This window comes from Patescibacteria group bacterium (assembly GCA_038065255.1).
Classification (GTDB): Bacteria; Patescibacteriota; Patescibacteriia; order JACQRZ01; family JACQRZ01; genus JBBTRI01.
The window spans coordinates 5352-20469 of sequence record JBBTRI010000015.1 but is presented as its reverse complement, the minus strand read 5'-3'; the positions used below and the strand labels follow the sequence as shown (position 1 = coordinate 20469).

At 44.7% G+C, this 15118-nt stretch carries 15 protein-coding genes and 1 tRNA gene; 14 read left to right on the top strand and 2 right to left on the bottom strand.

What is annotated here, in order from left to right; genetic code table 11:
• The 11 genes from AAB400_03875 to trpS form a co-directional block, all read left to right on the top strand.
• Window positions 1-1245 (top strand): PEP-utilizing enzyme (locus AAB400_03875; protein ID MEK7649020.1); only part of this gene is annotated, 1245 nt, incomplete at its 5' end.
• Window positions 1246-1290: 45 nt separating this feature from the next.
• Window positions 1291-1560: a hypothetical protein gene (locus AAB400_03870; GenBank protein ID MEK7649019.1), complete on the top strand. Its 270-nt coding sequence runs from the start codon at window positions 1291-1293 to the stop codon at window positions 1558-1560.
• Window positions 1529-1777, top strand: a complete 249-nt coding sequence (locus tag AAB400_03865) for a hypothetical protein (GenBank protein MEK7649018.1) — start codon at window positions 1529-1531, stop codon at window positions 1775-1777. The genes AAB400_03870 and AAB400_03865 overlap by 32 nt, the downstream gene beginning before the upstream one ends.
• Window positions 1778-1996: 219 nt before the next feature.
• Window positions 1997-2296 carry a ribbon-helix-helix protein, CopG family gene (locus tag AAB400_03860; GenBank protein ID MEK7649017.1) on the top strand — a complete coding sequence of 100 codons (300 nt, stop codon included), beginning with the start codon at window positions 1997-1999 and terminating at the stop codon, window positions 2294-2296.
• Between the two features lie 10 nt (window positions 2297-2306).
• Entirely contained in the window at window positions 2307-2576 is a 270-nt protein-coding gene (locus AAB400_03855) for a hypothetical protein (GenBank protein ID MEK7649016.1), read from the top strand.
• A gap of 372 nt (window positions 2577-2948) precedes the next feature.
• Window positions 2949-3167, top strand: a complete 219-nt coding sequence (gene secG / locus AAB400_03850) for a preprotein translocase subunit SecG (protein MEK7649015.1) — start codon at window positions 2949-2951, stop codon at window positions 3165-3167.
• Between the two features lie 58 nt (window positions 3168-3225).
• Complete coding sequence (locus AAB400_03845) at window positions 3226-5094, top strand: ABC transporter substrate-binding protein (GenBank protein ID MEK7649014.1); 1869 nt, start codon at window positions 3226-3228, stop codon at window positions 5092-5094.
• Window positions 5095-5096: 2 nt separating this feature from the next.
• A tRNA-Leu gene (locus AAB400_03840) sits at window positions 5097-5183 on the top strand.
• Between the two features lie 16 nt (window positions 5184-5199).
• Window positions 5200-7095 carry a ribonuclease J gene (locus AAB400_03835; protein ID MEK7649013.1) on the top strand — a complete coding sequence of 632 codons (1896 nt, stop codon included), beginning with the start codon at window positions 5200-5202 and terminating at the stop codon, window positions 7093-7095.
• Between the two features lie 49 nt (window positions 7096-7144).
• Complete coding sequence (locus AAB400_03830) at window positions 7145-8938, top strand: ribonuclease J (protein MEK7649012.1); 1794 nt, start codon at window positions 7145-7147, stop codon at window positions 8936-8938.
• A gap of 10 nt (window positions 8939-8948) precedes the next feature.
• A complete protein-coding gene (gene trpS, locus AAB400_03825; protein MEK7649011.1) occupies window positions 8949-9932 on the top strand; it encodes a tryptophan--tRNA ligase in 984 nt (327 codons plus the stop codon).
• Between the two features lie 19 nt (window positions 9933-9951).
• Here trpS and murI read toward each other — a convergent pair whose 3' ends face one another.
• Together murI and AAB400_03815 are read right to left on the bottom strand one after the other, a co-directional pair.
• Entirely contained in the window at window positions 9952-10767 is an 816-nt protein-coding gene (murI, locus tag AAB400_03820; GenBank protein ID MEK7649010.1) for a glutamate racemase, read from the bottom strand.
• 3 nt (window positions 10768-10770) lie between these two features.
• The gene (locus tag AAB400_03815; protein MEK7649009.1) at window positions 10771-12147 is read right to left on the bottom strand and encodes a phosphomannomutase/phosphoglucomutase; all 1377 of its coding nucleotides are present in this window, start codon (window positions 12145-12147) and stop codon (window positions 10771-10773) included.
• A gap of 88 nt (window positions 12148-12235) precedes the next feature.
• Between AAB400_03815 and AAB400_03810 the strand changes: the two genes are divergently transcribed.
• The 3 genes from AAB400_03810 to AAB400_03800 all read left to right on the top strand — a co-directional run.
• The gene (locus tag AAB400_03810; GenBank protein MEK7649008.1) at window positions 12236-13456 is read left to right on the top strand and encodes an MFS transporter; all 1221 of its coding nucleotides are present in this window, start codon (window positions 12236-12238) and stop codon (window positions 13454-13456) included.
• Window positions 13457-13592: 136 nt separating this feature from the next.
• Complete coding sequence (gene rsmA, locus AAB400_03805) at window positions 13593-14423, top strand: 16S rRNA (adenine(1518)-N(6)/adenine(1519)-N(6))-dimethyltransferase RsmA (GenBank protein ID MEK7649007.1); 831 nt, start codon at window positions 13593-13595, stop codon at window positions 14421-14423.
• A 30-nt stretch (window positions 14424-14453) separates the two neighbouring features.
• The coding region (locus tag AAB400_03800) for a thrombospondin type 3 repeat-containing protein (GenBank protein MEK7649006.1) at window positions 14454-15118 on the top strand (665 nt) is incomplete at its 3' end.

Below are 15118 nucleotides of genomic sequence, written 5' to 3'. Positions count from 1 at the left end.
GGACTCTATTGTGCTAAAGTCGGAGGCAATAGATGGCAAGATCTTGGGGAACAAGGTAAGGCGCAAAAACTTTCAGATATACAGATCGTTGAGCTCGCTGCACTGGTGATGCGCATAGAAAACCATTACGAATTTCCTGTTGATACAGAATGGGCATTTGCAGATGGAAAGTTTTTTATCACCCAGAGCCGGCCCATTACAACATTGACACAGAAGAAAGCGAAACAAATCCATTTTGTAAAAACGTATACGCGCGACTATTCCATTATCATCGAACAAGCGTGGCTACATTTTATTGAACAGGACATCAAAAAATTCGGATGGGAAAGTCCGCATTCCTATCCTACGATATTTTACATCAACGATGGCACGATCGAGATTTGGGAAAACGAAGCGGCGCTGGAGTGGCTTATAGGACGACTTCTTGAAGAGAATAAAGCTGGCAGTACTTTTTTTAATACTGCAATTGAGCGTTATCAAGTGCAGCTAAATTCTCTGAAGTTGTATTGGGGAAAAGGCTTTACTGCAGATGTTGAAGAATTGTCATGTATGATAAATCTCATCTTTGAATCTATGGCGGGATTTTTCGTAATGTATTTCTCTTCAATCGATCAGAGAACCCCGCTTTATATAAAAGAAAAAGCAAACGCGTTACGGGAGCAGGATAGTTATTTTGGCAGCAACACCACCTTTATTCGCAAGAGTCTTATTGCACTCTATCCGGAACTGGAAGGATATGAGGCTACTATTTTGAGAAATGAAATCAAGAATCCTCCGAGCAAGGGTGTTTTAAAAGAGCGAAAGAAACACAGCATTGTCTATGACATATCTGTTGTTGAGACAGTATCGTTGGATGAGTTTGCACAAAAAAATCCCACCTTTCATTTTGTTATTGAAACACCACCAGTCGACAGCAAAGAAATAATACAGGGTTCTGTGGGTAGTGCCGGATATGCAAAAGGAGTGGTGCGAATACTCAAAAGGAGAGATCAGATTAGCAGTGTGGTTGATGGTGAAATAGTGGTTTCACCCATGACAACCCCAGACTTTTTACCGGCTATGCAAAAAGGAGCTGCCATTATCACCGATGAAGGAGGAATTATGTGTCATGCGGCTATCGTTGCGCGTGAGATGGGTAAACCCTGCATCATCGGCACCAAGTTTGCCACACGAGTATTGCATGACGGCGACATGGTCGAAGTAGATGCGGATAATGGGATAGTGAGGATTATCAAGCGAGGATAATCGTGATATTGACCAATCTGTTATGTATCGTTATAATCAATTCATATGATGCAGGCTCGAATACAACAAGGTAAGAATACTATTACATTGTCGCAAGAAGAGTATATGCGCCTCAAAAAACAAGCACATGCATACAAAACACTTGCTTCAAAAATTTTTGAATTACGGCTTTCAGATCCGATTGATGAAGTTGTCGCAGATTTCAGAAATGCCGATCTCTATGAGGAAGGATTTTTAAAGGATCTTGATGAAGGACTGCGTAAGTCTTCATATGCAAAGAAATATGCGAATAAAACCTCTTCGAAAAGATCTTGAAGAGAATATTGCGCTCCATTCGCTAAAATGTAAATGGGATAAAGCGAAGAAATTCTTTGAAGCAAATCTTAACCACCCATCCTTAAAAACTGAAATCCTTGAACCGCGATGGCGCGGCATATATTCCTTTCGGCTTGATAGAAAATATCGAGCACTGTTTTTTATTAAAGATGGTGAAGTTGAAGTTTTTTCTATCACTAATCATTACAAAAAGTAATAGTTTGATTGGCAGAGAGTATTACCACTATCGTTGCGCGTGAGATGGGTAAACCCTGCATCATCGGCACCAAGTTTGCCACACGAGTATTGCATGACGGCGACATGGTCGAAGTCGATGCGGATAATGGCGTGGTGAGGATATTGCAGAAAGCATCTATTTGACAGACCGTTATATATAGCATAGTATGAGTATATACTCAATACTAATTATGACACTATGCTTAAAAATTCTAAACTTCTCACGGTAACAGTGCCAAAAGCAACATATACTCGTATTCGCTCTGAAGCAAAAAAACGCAGGACAAGCATTTCTGGCCTTGTTCGAGATGCATTTGAATCATATGCTGGGAAACCCGCGGGATTAGAAGAGGATTTACGTAGCGCCGTTCGAGAGGAAATACTCCAATTAAAAACATTTCTTTTGCCTGCAATTTCGCAAGAAGAGCAGAAGGATATTGAAAAAAGATATGGTACGCCAAAGCGCGTGTCAGTAAAACAGGCGCGATATTCACTTTAGGGGCATTTCTATGGACTGGGTCATTTCCTGGAGTAAAGAGTCTTTAAGGTTTTTGAATAAGAATAAGATTGAAGAAAGTGACATTGTTGATACGCTTCGAAAGGCGAAAGAAAAAATCGAAGGTAAAAATATCAATGTTGATGTCAAAAGGCTAGAGGGAGTATGGAAACCATTTTTAAGAATCCGCATCGGGAAAATAAGAGTGATTGCAGAATTTAATTTTTCAAAACATCAGATATACATTCATCGAATAGATTATCGTGGGAACGTCTATACATAGAGATGTGCTATAATCCCCCATACGTAATAATAAAATACAAAACCAATCGCCGTACTTATGATCAGTGTAACTCTCGACAGATTGACGGAAGACTTTCTTGCGCTATCGAGTCCTCTCTATCTTCAACATATCAAAAAAGCTAGAACAGAAAAGAAAAAATATTCTTCGCATCAAGTGAGGAAGATATTGGGATCGTAGAATTGATATGAATTGCAGTCGGCCGCAGATGAGGTATTTATCGATAGTTACGGCATAAATGCCACTTCTTCTTGACGTATGAGGAGTAGAGTGGTATACTAGCATGAAGACTTACGGAAAGCCCTGTATTGGTTTTACACCGATTGAAGGGATGCACATGATGAACATAGTGGTATGAAAACAACAATCTTGATTATTCAAATGGTGTCTGCCCTGTTTTTGATTGTCTGTGTACTGATGCAGAATCGTGGAACGGGAATAGGTACGGCATTCGGAGGAGACGGTAATATTTACCGGACGAAACGAGGTGTTGAAAAAGGCCTCTTTATTATAACAATTCTTTTGAGCGCTCTTTTTATCGCATCGAGTTTGATGGCAGTCATTCTTCAATAGCCACTATCGCCAAAAAATAAATGGCGAGATGGGTATGGCAGTGAGTGATAGGTGAAGTATGGTACAATGGCATTTTTCGCAGTGGAAAAAAAAATCATGGTCGCATGCCTCGCTTGACGCCAAGCTTGTCCGTTCTGCTGGGCGGTTTTGCCTGCCCAACATGCGGCAGTGGAAATATTTGCCGCGCCTTCTTTCACTAAAGGAAAAAATCATTGCGCTTGCCCTTGCCGGTCTCTTTATTGCAAATGGTATATTTTTAGGAAGCATTGGTTTTCGTTCCGTTACGGCGGTAAATCCCGCAGAAGGAGGTTCCTATACGGAGGGTCTTGTGGGTGCGCCGCAATATATCAATCCATTGTTTTTACAGAATAATGATGCAGATCGGGATTTGAGCAATCTGATGTATTCGAGCCTGATCCGGTATGATGAACACCGAAAAGCTATAGGTGATTTGGCGGAAAGCTATGAAGTAAGCCCGGATGGCACCGTGTATACATTTCGCTTGCGGCAGGGCGTAGTCTGGCATGATGGCAAGCCATTCAGTGCGAATGACGTTGTTGCTACGTTCAGCAAAGTTCAAGACCCCGGCCTTAAGAGTCCGCTCTATGTCAGCTTTAAGGACATTAAAATTGAAAAAAAAGATGACCGCACGGTTGTGTTTACGCTTTCCAAAGCATTTGCGCCATTTCTCGACCTTATGACGGTTGGCATTCTGCCTGAACATATCTGGAAGGACATTCCCAATGAACAGATTCCATTTGCAGCATATAATCTGAAACCCATAGGAACCGGACCCTGGAGTTTTAAAACCCTCCAAAAGGAACAGGATGGCACCCTCGTTTCTTATACGGTTGTCCGCAATGAAGTATACTATGCTACCGTACCCCTCCTTGATAAAATAACATTTAAGTTCTATCCGGATACTGATGCCGCGCTGCAGGCTTTGAAGAATAGAAATGTTCAAGGGATTAGCTTTTTGCCTCGTGATCTGAGGGACAGGCTCAAGAAGGATGGCGATCTGGCATATTATACATTCCATCTTCCCCAGTATACTGCGCTCTTTTTCAACCCCGAAAAGCACAAAAGCCTTGCATCAAAAAAAGTGCGCCAAGCCCTTGGGTATGCGATCGACAAAGAACGTATCGTTACTCAAGTGTTTGGCGGAGAAGGATCTGTGATTGCGGGGCCTATTCTTGCAGGGTTTGCCGGCTACGATGAATCATTGAAACCGTATCCGTTTGATCTTGCAAAGGCTGCACAAATCCTGTCTGAGAGTGGGTGGAAGAAGAATGATAGCGGACAGTGGTATCAAGAATTGAGTGGCAAGCAGCCGAAAAGCGTGACATCGGTATACCGCGGCAGAAAAATAACGCGGACAGTCTACGAAACGGTTGTAAAGCCTTCAGCGCCGCTTTCGATAACGCTGGTGACCGCGGATCAGGAGGATTTAGTAAAGACAACACGCATCATAGAAGAAAATTGGAAAGCGCTTGGCATTATTGTTGATGTGCAGGTGAATGACCCTTCGCGTATCAAAGAAGAAATCATTGATCCGCGCGCCTATGATGTATTTGTATACGGGGAAATTATCGGTTCTGATCCTGACTTATATCCATTCTGGCATTCATCGCAAATGAGGGCTCCCGGCTTGAACCTTGCCGCATTTTCCAATAAAGCAGCCGACACACTCCTGGAAGATGCGCGTACGACATCTGATGGCGCGAAACGGCCGGAGATGTACAAAAAATTCCAGCAGATACTTGCCGAAGAGCAGCCAGCGATATTTTTGGTGAACCCTTCCTATAACTATGTAGTACAGAAAAAAATACAAGGCATTAGCGATAATAAATATATTGTCTACCCTTCCGATCGATTTGTTGATGCAGCTCAATGGTACGTGCGCATTCACAGATCGTGGAAGAAATAAATGCCGGAGTGGTGAAACTGGCAGACACGCATGGTTCAGGGCCATGTGTTCGAAAGAACGTGAGGGTTCAAATCCCTCCTCCGGCACCAGAATATAAGATACAGTATGCAACAGACTAATTCATTCAACCGCAGCCGCCGACCATCTCGGCCGCTTGATGCTGTTCAGCAAGGCACGTCGGATGCGGCAAAAAAAACAGAAACACTGGCACCAGGTGGTACGAAGGGAAGGGGCCGACAGTCTCGCGGGCGCCATGACTACCATCGTGTTGAGGCAATGCCGGCACATTTTGAACCGAAGAAAAGCATTGCTCCCGTGCCTTTAATCGGAGCCAAGCGCTTGCGCATCGTTCCCTTGGGCGGCCAGGAAGAAGTTGGTCGTAACATGACCGTGTTCGAATATGGCAATGATATCGTTATTGTTGATATGGGTGTGCAATGGCCGGAGGAAGATATGCCGGGTATTGATTATATCGTACCGAACGCCAGCTATTTGCGAGGCAAAGAAAAAAAGATTCGCGGCGTTATTTTTACTCATGGACACCTAGATCATATTGGTGCTGCGCCGATCCTACTGAAAAATCTCGGTTACCCGCCGATTATCGGCCGCGATTTTACACTGGCGCTTATCAAAGACAAGTGTGAAGATCAGGAAAAGGGTTCGGCTAACCGGCTTAAACAAATTCGCGTGAAATCTTTTACGGATCGCATTAAGCTCGGCGTTTTTGACGCAGGTTTTTTTGAAGTTGAGCACTCCATTATGGATGCCGTTGGCATTATTTTGCGGACTCCCAATGGTACGGTTATCCATATGGGAGACTGGACTATTTCGCACGAACCCATCGATCCCCGCCCCATTGATTATACGCATCTTGCACATCTGCCGCGTCCGACCATTCTTATGCTTGAGAGTTTGGGGGCACTCAAAAAAGGGCTGCCGCCTTCCGAGCGGGAAGTGCACGAGAATTTCCGCACCTTGCTTTCAGATGCGCCGGGTAGGATTATTATCGGGACATTTTCTTCACAGATCCGCCGCATCGCCTATATTCTTGAATATGCTGAAGCGCTTGGCAAACGCGTGGCTCTGGAAGGCTATAGCATGAAGAAGAACATTGAAATTGCCAAAAAACTTGGCTATTTGAAAATGAAAAAAGATACCTTGATTCTGATACAAGATGTTCACAAATATCCTGAAAATAAAATCGTGATTATCTGTACCGGTGCCCAAGGCGAGCTTAACGCGGCACTCTCGAAAATGGTGACCGAAAATCACCGGTTCATTAAAATTCAGAAAAACGATACGATTATTTTTTCTTCCTCAGTTATTCCCGGAAACGAACGCACCATCCAGCGCCTCAAGGACAACCTGTATCGTAAATGCGATAACGTTATTCATACGGACATCATGGATGTGCATATCGGCGGCCATTCGACGGCACTTGGTATGGAAGAAATTCTGCGCCAGTGCAAACCGACATACTTCCTACCCGTGTATGCAAACCACTATTTTCTGAAAGAAGCGGCAAAGATCGCATACCGAATCGGCTTTCCGCGCCAGGATGTTTTTGTGCTGGATAATGGTAGTATACTGGAAGTCGACGAGCGCCGAGTGGCGAAAGTGCTCAAAGAAAAAGCCGACTCAAGCTATGTTTTTATTGATGGACTCGGCGTAGGAGATATTGGGCATGTAGTGTTGCGGGATCGCAAGGCGCTTGCACAAGATGGTATGGTTATGGTGACGGTGATTATCGACGGCAAATCAAAAAATATTATTGGTAACATTCAAATCACTTCGCGCGGTTTTATTCATGTCAAAGAGAATTTAGCTCTTGTAAACGAAACCAAGCGTAAAATTCTCAACGTCGTGAAAGACAACACCTCACAGGATACTGCCATGGATTGGGATCAGGTTCGTAATCAGATTCGCGAAGTCGTCGGGCAATTTTTATTTACCAAAACAGAGCGCCGCCCGATGATTCTGCCTGTGGTGATCGAGGTCTAAGCTCATAAAATCATTTTTTAATTCATAGTTCAGTACTCACATTTTCAGTATGGAACCATTACGACGAGGGAGTAGTTCTGCCTATCAACAGGGTGGACACTCTCGCCAAGCGCGTCCACAAACACGCGCAGTGCCCCGACGGGCACCCAACTATCCGCAACAACGCCCTGGTGTGGCGAGCGGCACTAAGCTTCGTGTTTTTCCTCTCGGAGGCGTAGGAGAATTCGGCCGTAACATGACGGTTATTGAATACGGCAAAGATATTGTTATTGTGGATATCGGCCTTATGTTTCCCATTGATACTATGCCCGGAGTGGATTTTGTGCTGCCGGATATCAGCTATATCAAGCAGATGAGGCAGAATATTCGCGGCATTTATATTACTCACGGCCACCTCGACCATATGGGCGCCATTCCCTACCTCATTCGGGATATCGGCAATCCGCCGATTTACGGCACCAAGCTCACGATTGGAATGATCCGTGACCGGCTCGAAGAATTTCATCTCGAGCAATATGCACGGCTTTCTGAAGTGCATCCCGATGATGTGCTTCAGCTCGGCATCTTCCGGCTCACCTTCTTCCGAGTGAATCATAATATCCCCGATAGCACAGGCGTTGTTATCCGCACACCGGTCGGAAACCTGGTATTCACCGGCGATTGGAAATTTGACCACACACCGCAAGACGAAAAACCTACTGAATTCGGAAAACTTGCAAAGATCGGTGCGGAAGGAGTTCTCTTGCTTGGTTCGGATAGCACAAACGCTGAACGCACCGGATATGCTATGTCCGAACGGGATTTGGAACAAAATATTGAAACACTCTTTCGGAAATCACCGGGGCGTATTATTGTTGCAACATTTGCATCGCTGATTAGCCGCATTCAGCAGATTATTAATGTTGCAGCGTTATTGAACCGCAAAGTTGCAATTTCGGGCACGAGCATGGAAAAAGCGCTGATGATAGCAGCAAAGCTTGGCTATCTCAAAATCCCCAAAGGCACCCTTATTCGCCCCGATCAACTTGATGACTTTGCCGATGAACACCTTGTTATTATCTGCACCGGAAGCCAGGGGCAGGAAACATCGGCACTTGGGCGTATGAGCCGCGGTGAACATCGCCATGTGAAATTGCGCCCGGGAGACACCGTAGTGCTCTCTTCATCTCCTATTCCGGGTAATGAACGTGCGGTGATGAATTTGATGAATAAACTATTCTCATTCGGCGCCGATGTGATTTATAAGCAGATATTCGACATTCATACGTCCGGGCATGCACACCAAGAAGAGCTCAAAATGATGCTGAATATTTTGCGCCCAACATATTTCATGCCGATGCACGGAGAGCGGTATATGTTGATGGGGCATGCCAAACTTGCCAAACAATTAGGTTGGAATGACAATACTATTTTTGTTATCAATAATGGAGAGATCATTGAATTCAACCAGCAGGGCCAGGCAGTGTTGAGTAAAGAAAAAATCAATGTGGATTACGTCATGGTTGACGGTCTGGGAGTCGGTGATGTGAGTGAAGTGGTGCTGCGCGATCGGCAGGTGTTGGCAAAGGATGGCATGGTGGTGATTATTGCGACAGTCGATGCAGATGGCAAAACAACGCAGGATCCCGATGTGATTTCTCGTGGATTTGTTTTTATGAAGAGTACTGAAAAACTGCTCGTTGAAACGCGTGCGCTCGTGGTAAAAACCATTAATAGTCAAAATCTTAAAGATATTGAGCAATGGGGCTCGGTACGCGATAAGATTCGCGACGATGTTGGCAAGTTCCTCTTCGGCAAAACGGAAAAGCGCCCCATGGTGCTACCCGTCATCATTCAGGTATAATAGATGATATATGCAACGAGTATTTAGCGCAGCACAACCTACGGGCACCCCTCATCTGGGAAATTATCTGGGATTTTTAAAGCAGGCAGTAGAACTGCAAGAGAGCTACGACTGCATCTATTCTATTGTCGATCTCCACGCCCTTACCGTTCCACGGGATCCTGATGTATTGAGGAACGATATCCTTGGCGTTGCCGCACTCTATCTTGCATGTGGCCTTGATCCTAAAAAAAGCATTTTGTTTGTTCAGTCGGATGTCAAAGAACATGCGGAACTCTGCTGGCTGCTGAATACGCTAACTAAGATTTCTGAACTCAAACTCATGCACCAGTTCAAAGAAAAGAGCAAAGAGCATCCCGAGAGCATCAACATGGGACTATTTGATTATCCGGTACTCATGGCTGCGGATATCTTGCTGTACAACACTGACCTTGTTCCTATTGGCGAGGACCAAAAGCAGCATGTTGAGTTGACTCGCGAAATTGCTCGGCGATGGAATATGCGTTTTGGCCAGACGTTTACATTGCCCAAGGCGCATATCGCTAAGACCGGAGCGCGAATTATGAGCCTACTTGATCCTGCAAAAAAAATGGCGAAAAGCGCTTCAAGCGCTCAGAGCTACGTTTCTCTATTGGATGATGCGCACACCGTGCGGCAGAAAATCAAACGCGCCGTGACCGATTCCGGATCGGAAATCACCCTGAGCCCCGCTAAGCCGGCGCTTTCAAATTTGTTGGCGATATATCATTTGTTGTCGAACAAGACATTTGTGGAGTTGGAGGCGCGGTATAAAGGAAGGGGATATGGGGAGTTTAAGTCGGATCTCGCAGAGGTGGTTGTGGCATTCCTATCACCTATTCAGGAGCGGTACACAGCATTGCTCAAAAAACCAAAAAAATTACACGAGATGCTTAGCGATGGAGCAGCTCGGGCGCGAATCATTGCAGTCTCGACCATGAAGAAGGTGCGGGCGAATATAGGTATTGGAATATAGAGTTTTTGAGTTAAAATTATCAGGAGTCAATACATGCAGTGCGTGCGTTGAGTGCGGATCCCCAAAAGCGCGCAGCAAGCTCTTTTGCGCGCGGCGTGAGTGCCGTGGTATAAAAATCAACCAATGTTTTTTTTGAAAGAGTATTGTCGATCTCCGGGTGGCGCTTGAGGTATATTAGCAGTGAATGCGCAACAATAGTGCCGGAATCAAGAATGCGCACACGACGGCCCATGATGGCATGAATTGTTTTAAAAAGAAATGTGTAATGCGTACATCCGAGTATGAGAACCCGGATTTTTTTTAATTTTAAGGGACGAAGGTATCGCTTCAGAATCATGCGCATAGGGGCGGTATGCTCCCACCCCTCTTCAATAAGGGGAACAAGAAGGGGGCAGGCTTGCTGGATAAGCTGGATTGGTTGCGGACAGCGTTTATTGCATTCATATATATAGGCTTGCGATGCGACGGTTGCGCGCGTACCTATGATGCCGACAGGACCTTGATTTGAGTTGGTCCCAAGGGCTTCAACGACGGGTATAATAATGCCAAGAATACGCCGATCCGGATGGTGGACGGGAAGCCATTCTTGTTGGAGCCGGCGCAATGCAGATGCCGTTGCCGTATTGCATGCAAGTATCACAAGACTGCAATCGTTGTTGAATAAAAACTCGACTCCCTGGCGCGTAAATTCATAAATAACATCCTGCGATCGGCCGCCATAGGGAGCGCGGGCATTGTCGCCGAGATACACATAGGAATATTCGCCAAGTATGCGGACAATCTGCTTGAGAATGCTTAATCCCCCAAAACCGGAATCAAAAACGCCTATGTTCATATGCTACACCTTCTCCGGATTTCCCATTGCGGCGAGTACTTCTGTGAGTTTATCTTCAAGGAGTTGAGGTTCGCGCGCTTCAAGATTGAGGCGAACGACATTCTCGGTGTTTGATGTTCGGAGATTGAACCACCAGTCATCGTATTCTGCCGTGAGCCCATCAAGATGGGATAGTGTTTTTGCATCGGCAAAATGTTTCTCAACAACTGCAAGCGTTTCTTCTTTTTTCTCTATGGAATAATTCAATTCTTTCGTTTTGACATAGGTGCGATAAGGGGAAGCAAGTTCGGAAGCTTTTTTGCCGGTACGTAGCATTTCCGACAGAACAATATTCATGGCAATAAGAGGCCATTCAAAAAAACTGTCATCAATGTGGAAGTAATAGTGCCCTGATAGTTCACCTGCAAAGAGTATGTCTTTCTCGCGCATCAGCTGTTTGATGTAGGCGTGCCCTACTCGCGATACGATTGCCGTGCCGCCGGCGCGCTCGATTGTTTCTTTCACAGCTCTACTTGAGCGGACATCATAGCAATGAGCGCTTCCGGGGTGGGCGCGAAGCAGTACATCTGCAATCAATGAAGTGATAAGATCTGGAGGAATGATTGCTCCTTTTTCATCCACAAATACAATGCGATCGGCATCGGCGTCGAGGGCTATGCCCAAATGCGCTTCTTGAGCAACCATTTCTTCCTTGAGTTTGATGATGTTTCGTTCATCAAGAGGATTTGGCATATGGTTTGGGAAACTGCCATCCATTTCAAAAAAGAGAGGGAAAATCTGCATTGTTGTTTGCTTGAATAATGATTTGCATATGATTGATGCAACACCATTGCCCGCATCAACGACAATGCGCATATCGGGAGCATCGGGAAGCGGGAAGTATTCTAGTGTCTTTGCGGTATAGGCTTGAAGCACTTCTTCTTGGGCAACGGTTCCCCGCGCTTCCATGAATTCATAGTCCCCTGATTCCATGAGTTTTTGAATATCTTTGAGTCCTGATTCAAGCCCGATAGGAGTGGCTCGTTGGCCGACGAGTTTGAATCCGTTGTATTTAGGCGGATTGTGAGAGGCTGTAATCATAATGCCGCCATCAGCTTTTGAATCGCTCACAGCAAAGTAAAATAGAGGAGTGGGGCCGATGTCGATATCGAGAATAGTAACGCCCTGCATAAGCAACCCTTCCGTCACCTTCATATAGAGATGGTGTGATGATACGCGATTGTCTTTGCCGATAACGATACGCAAGTCTTTACACTTTTTTTTGAGTATTCGCGCTAGGTATGTTGCAAATGCGCGGCCGATGGCGAAGGCATCCTCGCTTGTGATATCTTGATCAACGATGCCTCGAATATCATATGCTTTAAAAACAGAAGGATTCATAAAAAAAGTATGTTAGGAATGGAGTCTAGTGTGATACAATGACGCTATCATACTTATGGTAACATCGGCAAGGAGTCACGGGTAAGATATGCAGCATTTTTTTGATCTTAGGAAAACACATTTTACTCTATGGAAGCGCGGTGAGTACATTCCCACGCGCATCTCTCCGCATCTCAAAGAGCTTTATGCCGTCATGGGGATGCTGAACTTTGTGTTTTCAGCACTCATGCTCTATGAGCCGATTTACCTATATACCATCGGTTTTACACTTTGGCAGATAATGCTGTTTTATGCCGGCGTATATGCAGCCTATCTTGTTCTTATGCCGATTGGCGGCATGATTGCAAAACAAAAAGGCTTTGAGCATAGCATTATGTATAGTTCAGCTTTTCTTATATTCTACCTGATTTTTTTGCTTAACATTCCTTTGTACCCACTTTTTACACTGCTCGCGATCCTTGCGCTTGCAATACAAAAGACCCTCTTCTGGCCCGGATATCATGCTGATTTTGCTTTTTTCAGCCAATCGGAAGAGCGGGGGAGGCAAATCAGTATCAATGCCTTGATGGAGTCTATTATGGCAGTGCTCGGTCCCCTCATCGGAGGCCTTATTGCTGCTTCATTCGGATTTACTACTCTATTCATTATCATTTGCGGCATTGTATTGGCATCGAATATCCCGTTTTTTCTTATTAAAGAGCAATTCACTCCCACAAAAATGGACTATGGGGAAAGTTATCGGTATTTGCTCCAAAAAAACAACAGGCCGTATTTTTGGGGGTATGTAGGATTTGGCGAAGAGCTTATTGTACTGACTGTCTGGCCGATTTTTTTCTACATTGTATTTGGCACAATTCTTTCTACGGGCTTAGCCATTGCGTTTTCTACGCTTGTTACGATTGTTATCGTGCTGTATATCGGGCGATCGACTGACAGCAAAGACCGCAAACATATTTTGCGCATTGGTGCATTGTGCATTAGCGCTTCATGGTTTCTGCGGTTGCTGGTGAGCGGCGCGCCTTCCGTGATGCTGCTGGATTTCTTTTCTCGCATTTCAAAAAACATTTTTGCAATTCCAATGGTTGCGAACCTCTATGAATATGCCTCTCATACATCGTATATCAAAAACATGATTTTTTTTGAAATGAGCCTTTCGGTGGGTAAATTAGGCACAGCACTTTTCTTGGCTGCGGCTTTTTATATATTCGGGCCTGTGTGGCAGGTAGCATTTGTTCTTGGTGGGTTCCTTTCGCTCCTGTTCTTTTTGCTTGGAAAAAAATGGCATAATGGACATCATTTCGACCATTGATACTAATTTGTGGTTTTCAAAACCTAAAAATTAATGTATTTTAAGGTTTGTAATACCATAAATACATGGCATTTCAGGTAGGCAATGAAGTGTTACTCAATGAAATAGCGCATACTGCCCAGACAACAGTTTTTATATGTTGACAGGCATACCAAAACCTAAGCGGCATCGGGGGCAGAATTTTCTTATTGATAAAAATATTTTGAGAAAAATTATTGATGTTGCTGCCATTCGGCGAGATGAAATAATCGTAGAAATCGGCGCTGGAACGGGGATTCTTACGGAAGCGCTTGCTCAAAGGGCAAAAAAGGTGATTGCCGTAGAATTGGACAAGGGACTCATTCCAGTACTGCAAAAAAACATACAGGAATATCCGAATGTTGAGATTGTGCAAGATAATTGCCTTGATATCCCTTTGGAAAGATACGGTAAGGCAGATAGCGACTATGCAGTTGTGGCAAATATACCGTATAACATTACATCGCGGTTAATCAGAATATTTCTTGAGGGGCATCCGCAACCAAGTCGCATGATACTCCTAGTCCAACGCGAAGTTGTAGATCGCATGTGTGCCAAGCCTCCCCATATGAATCTTTTGGCTTTGGCCGTTCAGTATTATGCCGATGTTCGCCGTCTTTTTGATGTATCCCGACATTGCTTTTCCCCCAAACCTTCCGTCAAAAGCGCTGTTGTATCAATTGTTCCAAATAAATCTACCTTAGTGAAAGGCGATGCGGCCCGTACTGCATTGCATGAAAAAACTTTTTTCAAGCTTATTTCCGCGGCATTCAAAGGAAAACGAAAAAAACTTGCGAGTACGCTTTTTGAAGCGACACATATTCCGAAAAAAGATATTGAAGCGATCCTTATACGTTTGCATCTTTCCTCTTCTGCGCGGGGACAAGAACTTTCACTTGAACAATGGTTGGCGTTGACGCATGAATTGATGTTATCCCCTTTACCGTGATGAATAGAAGTGTGATACTGGAAGTATACTGTGGAGCACCTAGAGGAACAATTGCCGAATAGGCAGAAAGCGCAGCGCAGCGAGCTCGTGCTCGTTGGTGTTTTATTTTTGTTCGGCATCGGAAGTATCATATTTGGAATCTCTCGTTTACAAGATAAAATCCAAAGTCCGTTTCGCATTTCGAATATTCCCGACGAAGCGCCAAATCTTCTTGAAGGCGTTGATATGCAAGGAATCGATGTGGAAGGACTGAAAACAAAAGATACCGACAATGATGGCCTGAGCGATTATCAAGAAACATATATTACACAGACAAGCGTGTATTTAAACGATACTGACGGAGACGGCATTTCGGATAGGGAAGAAATTTCCGGAGGCACAAACCCTGCCTGTCCTGAGGGGCAGCAGTGTTTTAACGGAAGTACTGCGACTCCGTTGCCAATCAATAAGAATCTTCCACCTCGACAGGGAGAAGGGCCGACCGGTACAGATCCCGCAGCGGCAATCAATCAAGTAGTGCAGCAATTCCAACAAAAGACCCCGGAGCAGATACGCGCTTTTTTGAAAGAACAGGGGCTGTCTGAAGACCAACTAAAACTTGTTCCGGATGCAATGCTCCAGAATATTTATGCGCAAGGGCTGCAAAAGGCAGTGAAAAACATTCAAGAGAAGGGCGCATTGGAACAGCAACAGCA

Coding starts and splice junctions, on each gene's coding strand:
- AAB400_03855 (MEK7649016.1), top strand. CDS start 2,307: ATGGACTGGGTCATTTCCTGGAGTAAAGAGTCTTTAAGGTTTTTGAAT.
- AAB400_03845 (MEK7649014.1), top strand. CDS start 3,226: ATGGTACAATGGCATTTTTCGCAGTGGAAAAAAAAATCATGGTCGCAT.
- AAB400_03865 (MEK7649018.1), top strand. CDS start 1,529: ATGCGAATAAAACCTCTTCGAAAAGATCTTGAAGAGAATATTGCGCTC.
- AAB400_03810 (MEK7649008.1), top strand. CDS start 12,236: ATGCAGCATTTTTTTGATCTTAGGAAAACACATTTTACTCTATGGAAG.
- AAB400_03870 (MEK7649019.1), top strand. CDS start 1,291: ATGATGCAGGCTCGAATACAACAAGGTAAGAATACTATTACATTGTCG.
- AAB400_03815 (MEK7649009.1), bottom strand. CDS start 12,147: ATGAATCCTTCTGTTTTTAAAGCATATGATATTCGAGGCATCGTTGAT.
- AAB400_03830 (MEK7649012.1), top strand. CDS start 7,145: ATGGAACCATTACGACGAGGGAGTAGTTCTGCCTATCAACAGGGTGGA.
- secG (MEK7649015.1), top strand. CDS start 2,949: ATGAAAACAACAATCTTGATTATTCAAATGGTGTCTGCCCTGTTTTTG.
- murI (MEK7649010.1), bottom strand. CDS start 10,767: ATGAACATAGGCGTTTTTGATTCCGGTTTTGGGGGATTAAGCATTCTC.
- trpS (MEK7649011.1), top strand. CDS start 8,949: ATGCAACGAGTATTTAGCGCAGCACAACCTACGGGCACCCCTCATCTG.
- rsmA (MEK7649007.1), top strand. CDS start 13,593: ATGTTGACAGGCATACCAAAACCTAAGCGGCATCGGGGGCAGAATTTT.
- AAB400_03835 (MEK7649013.1), top strand. CDS start 5,200: ATGCAACAGACTAATTCATTCAACCGCAGCCGCCGACCATCTCGGCCG.
- AAB400_03860 (MEK7649017.1), top strand. CDS start 1,997: ATGCTTAAAAATTCTAAACTTCTCACGGTAACAGTGCCAAAAGCAACA.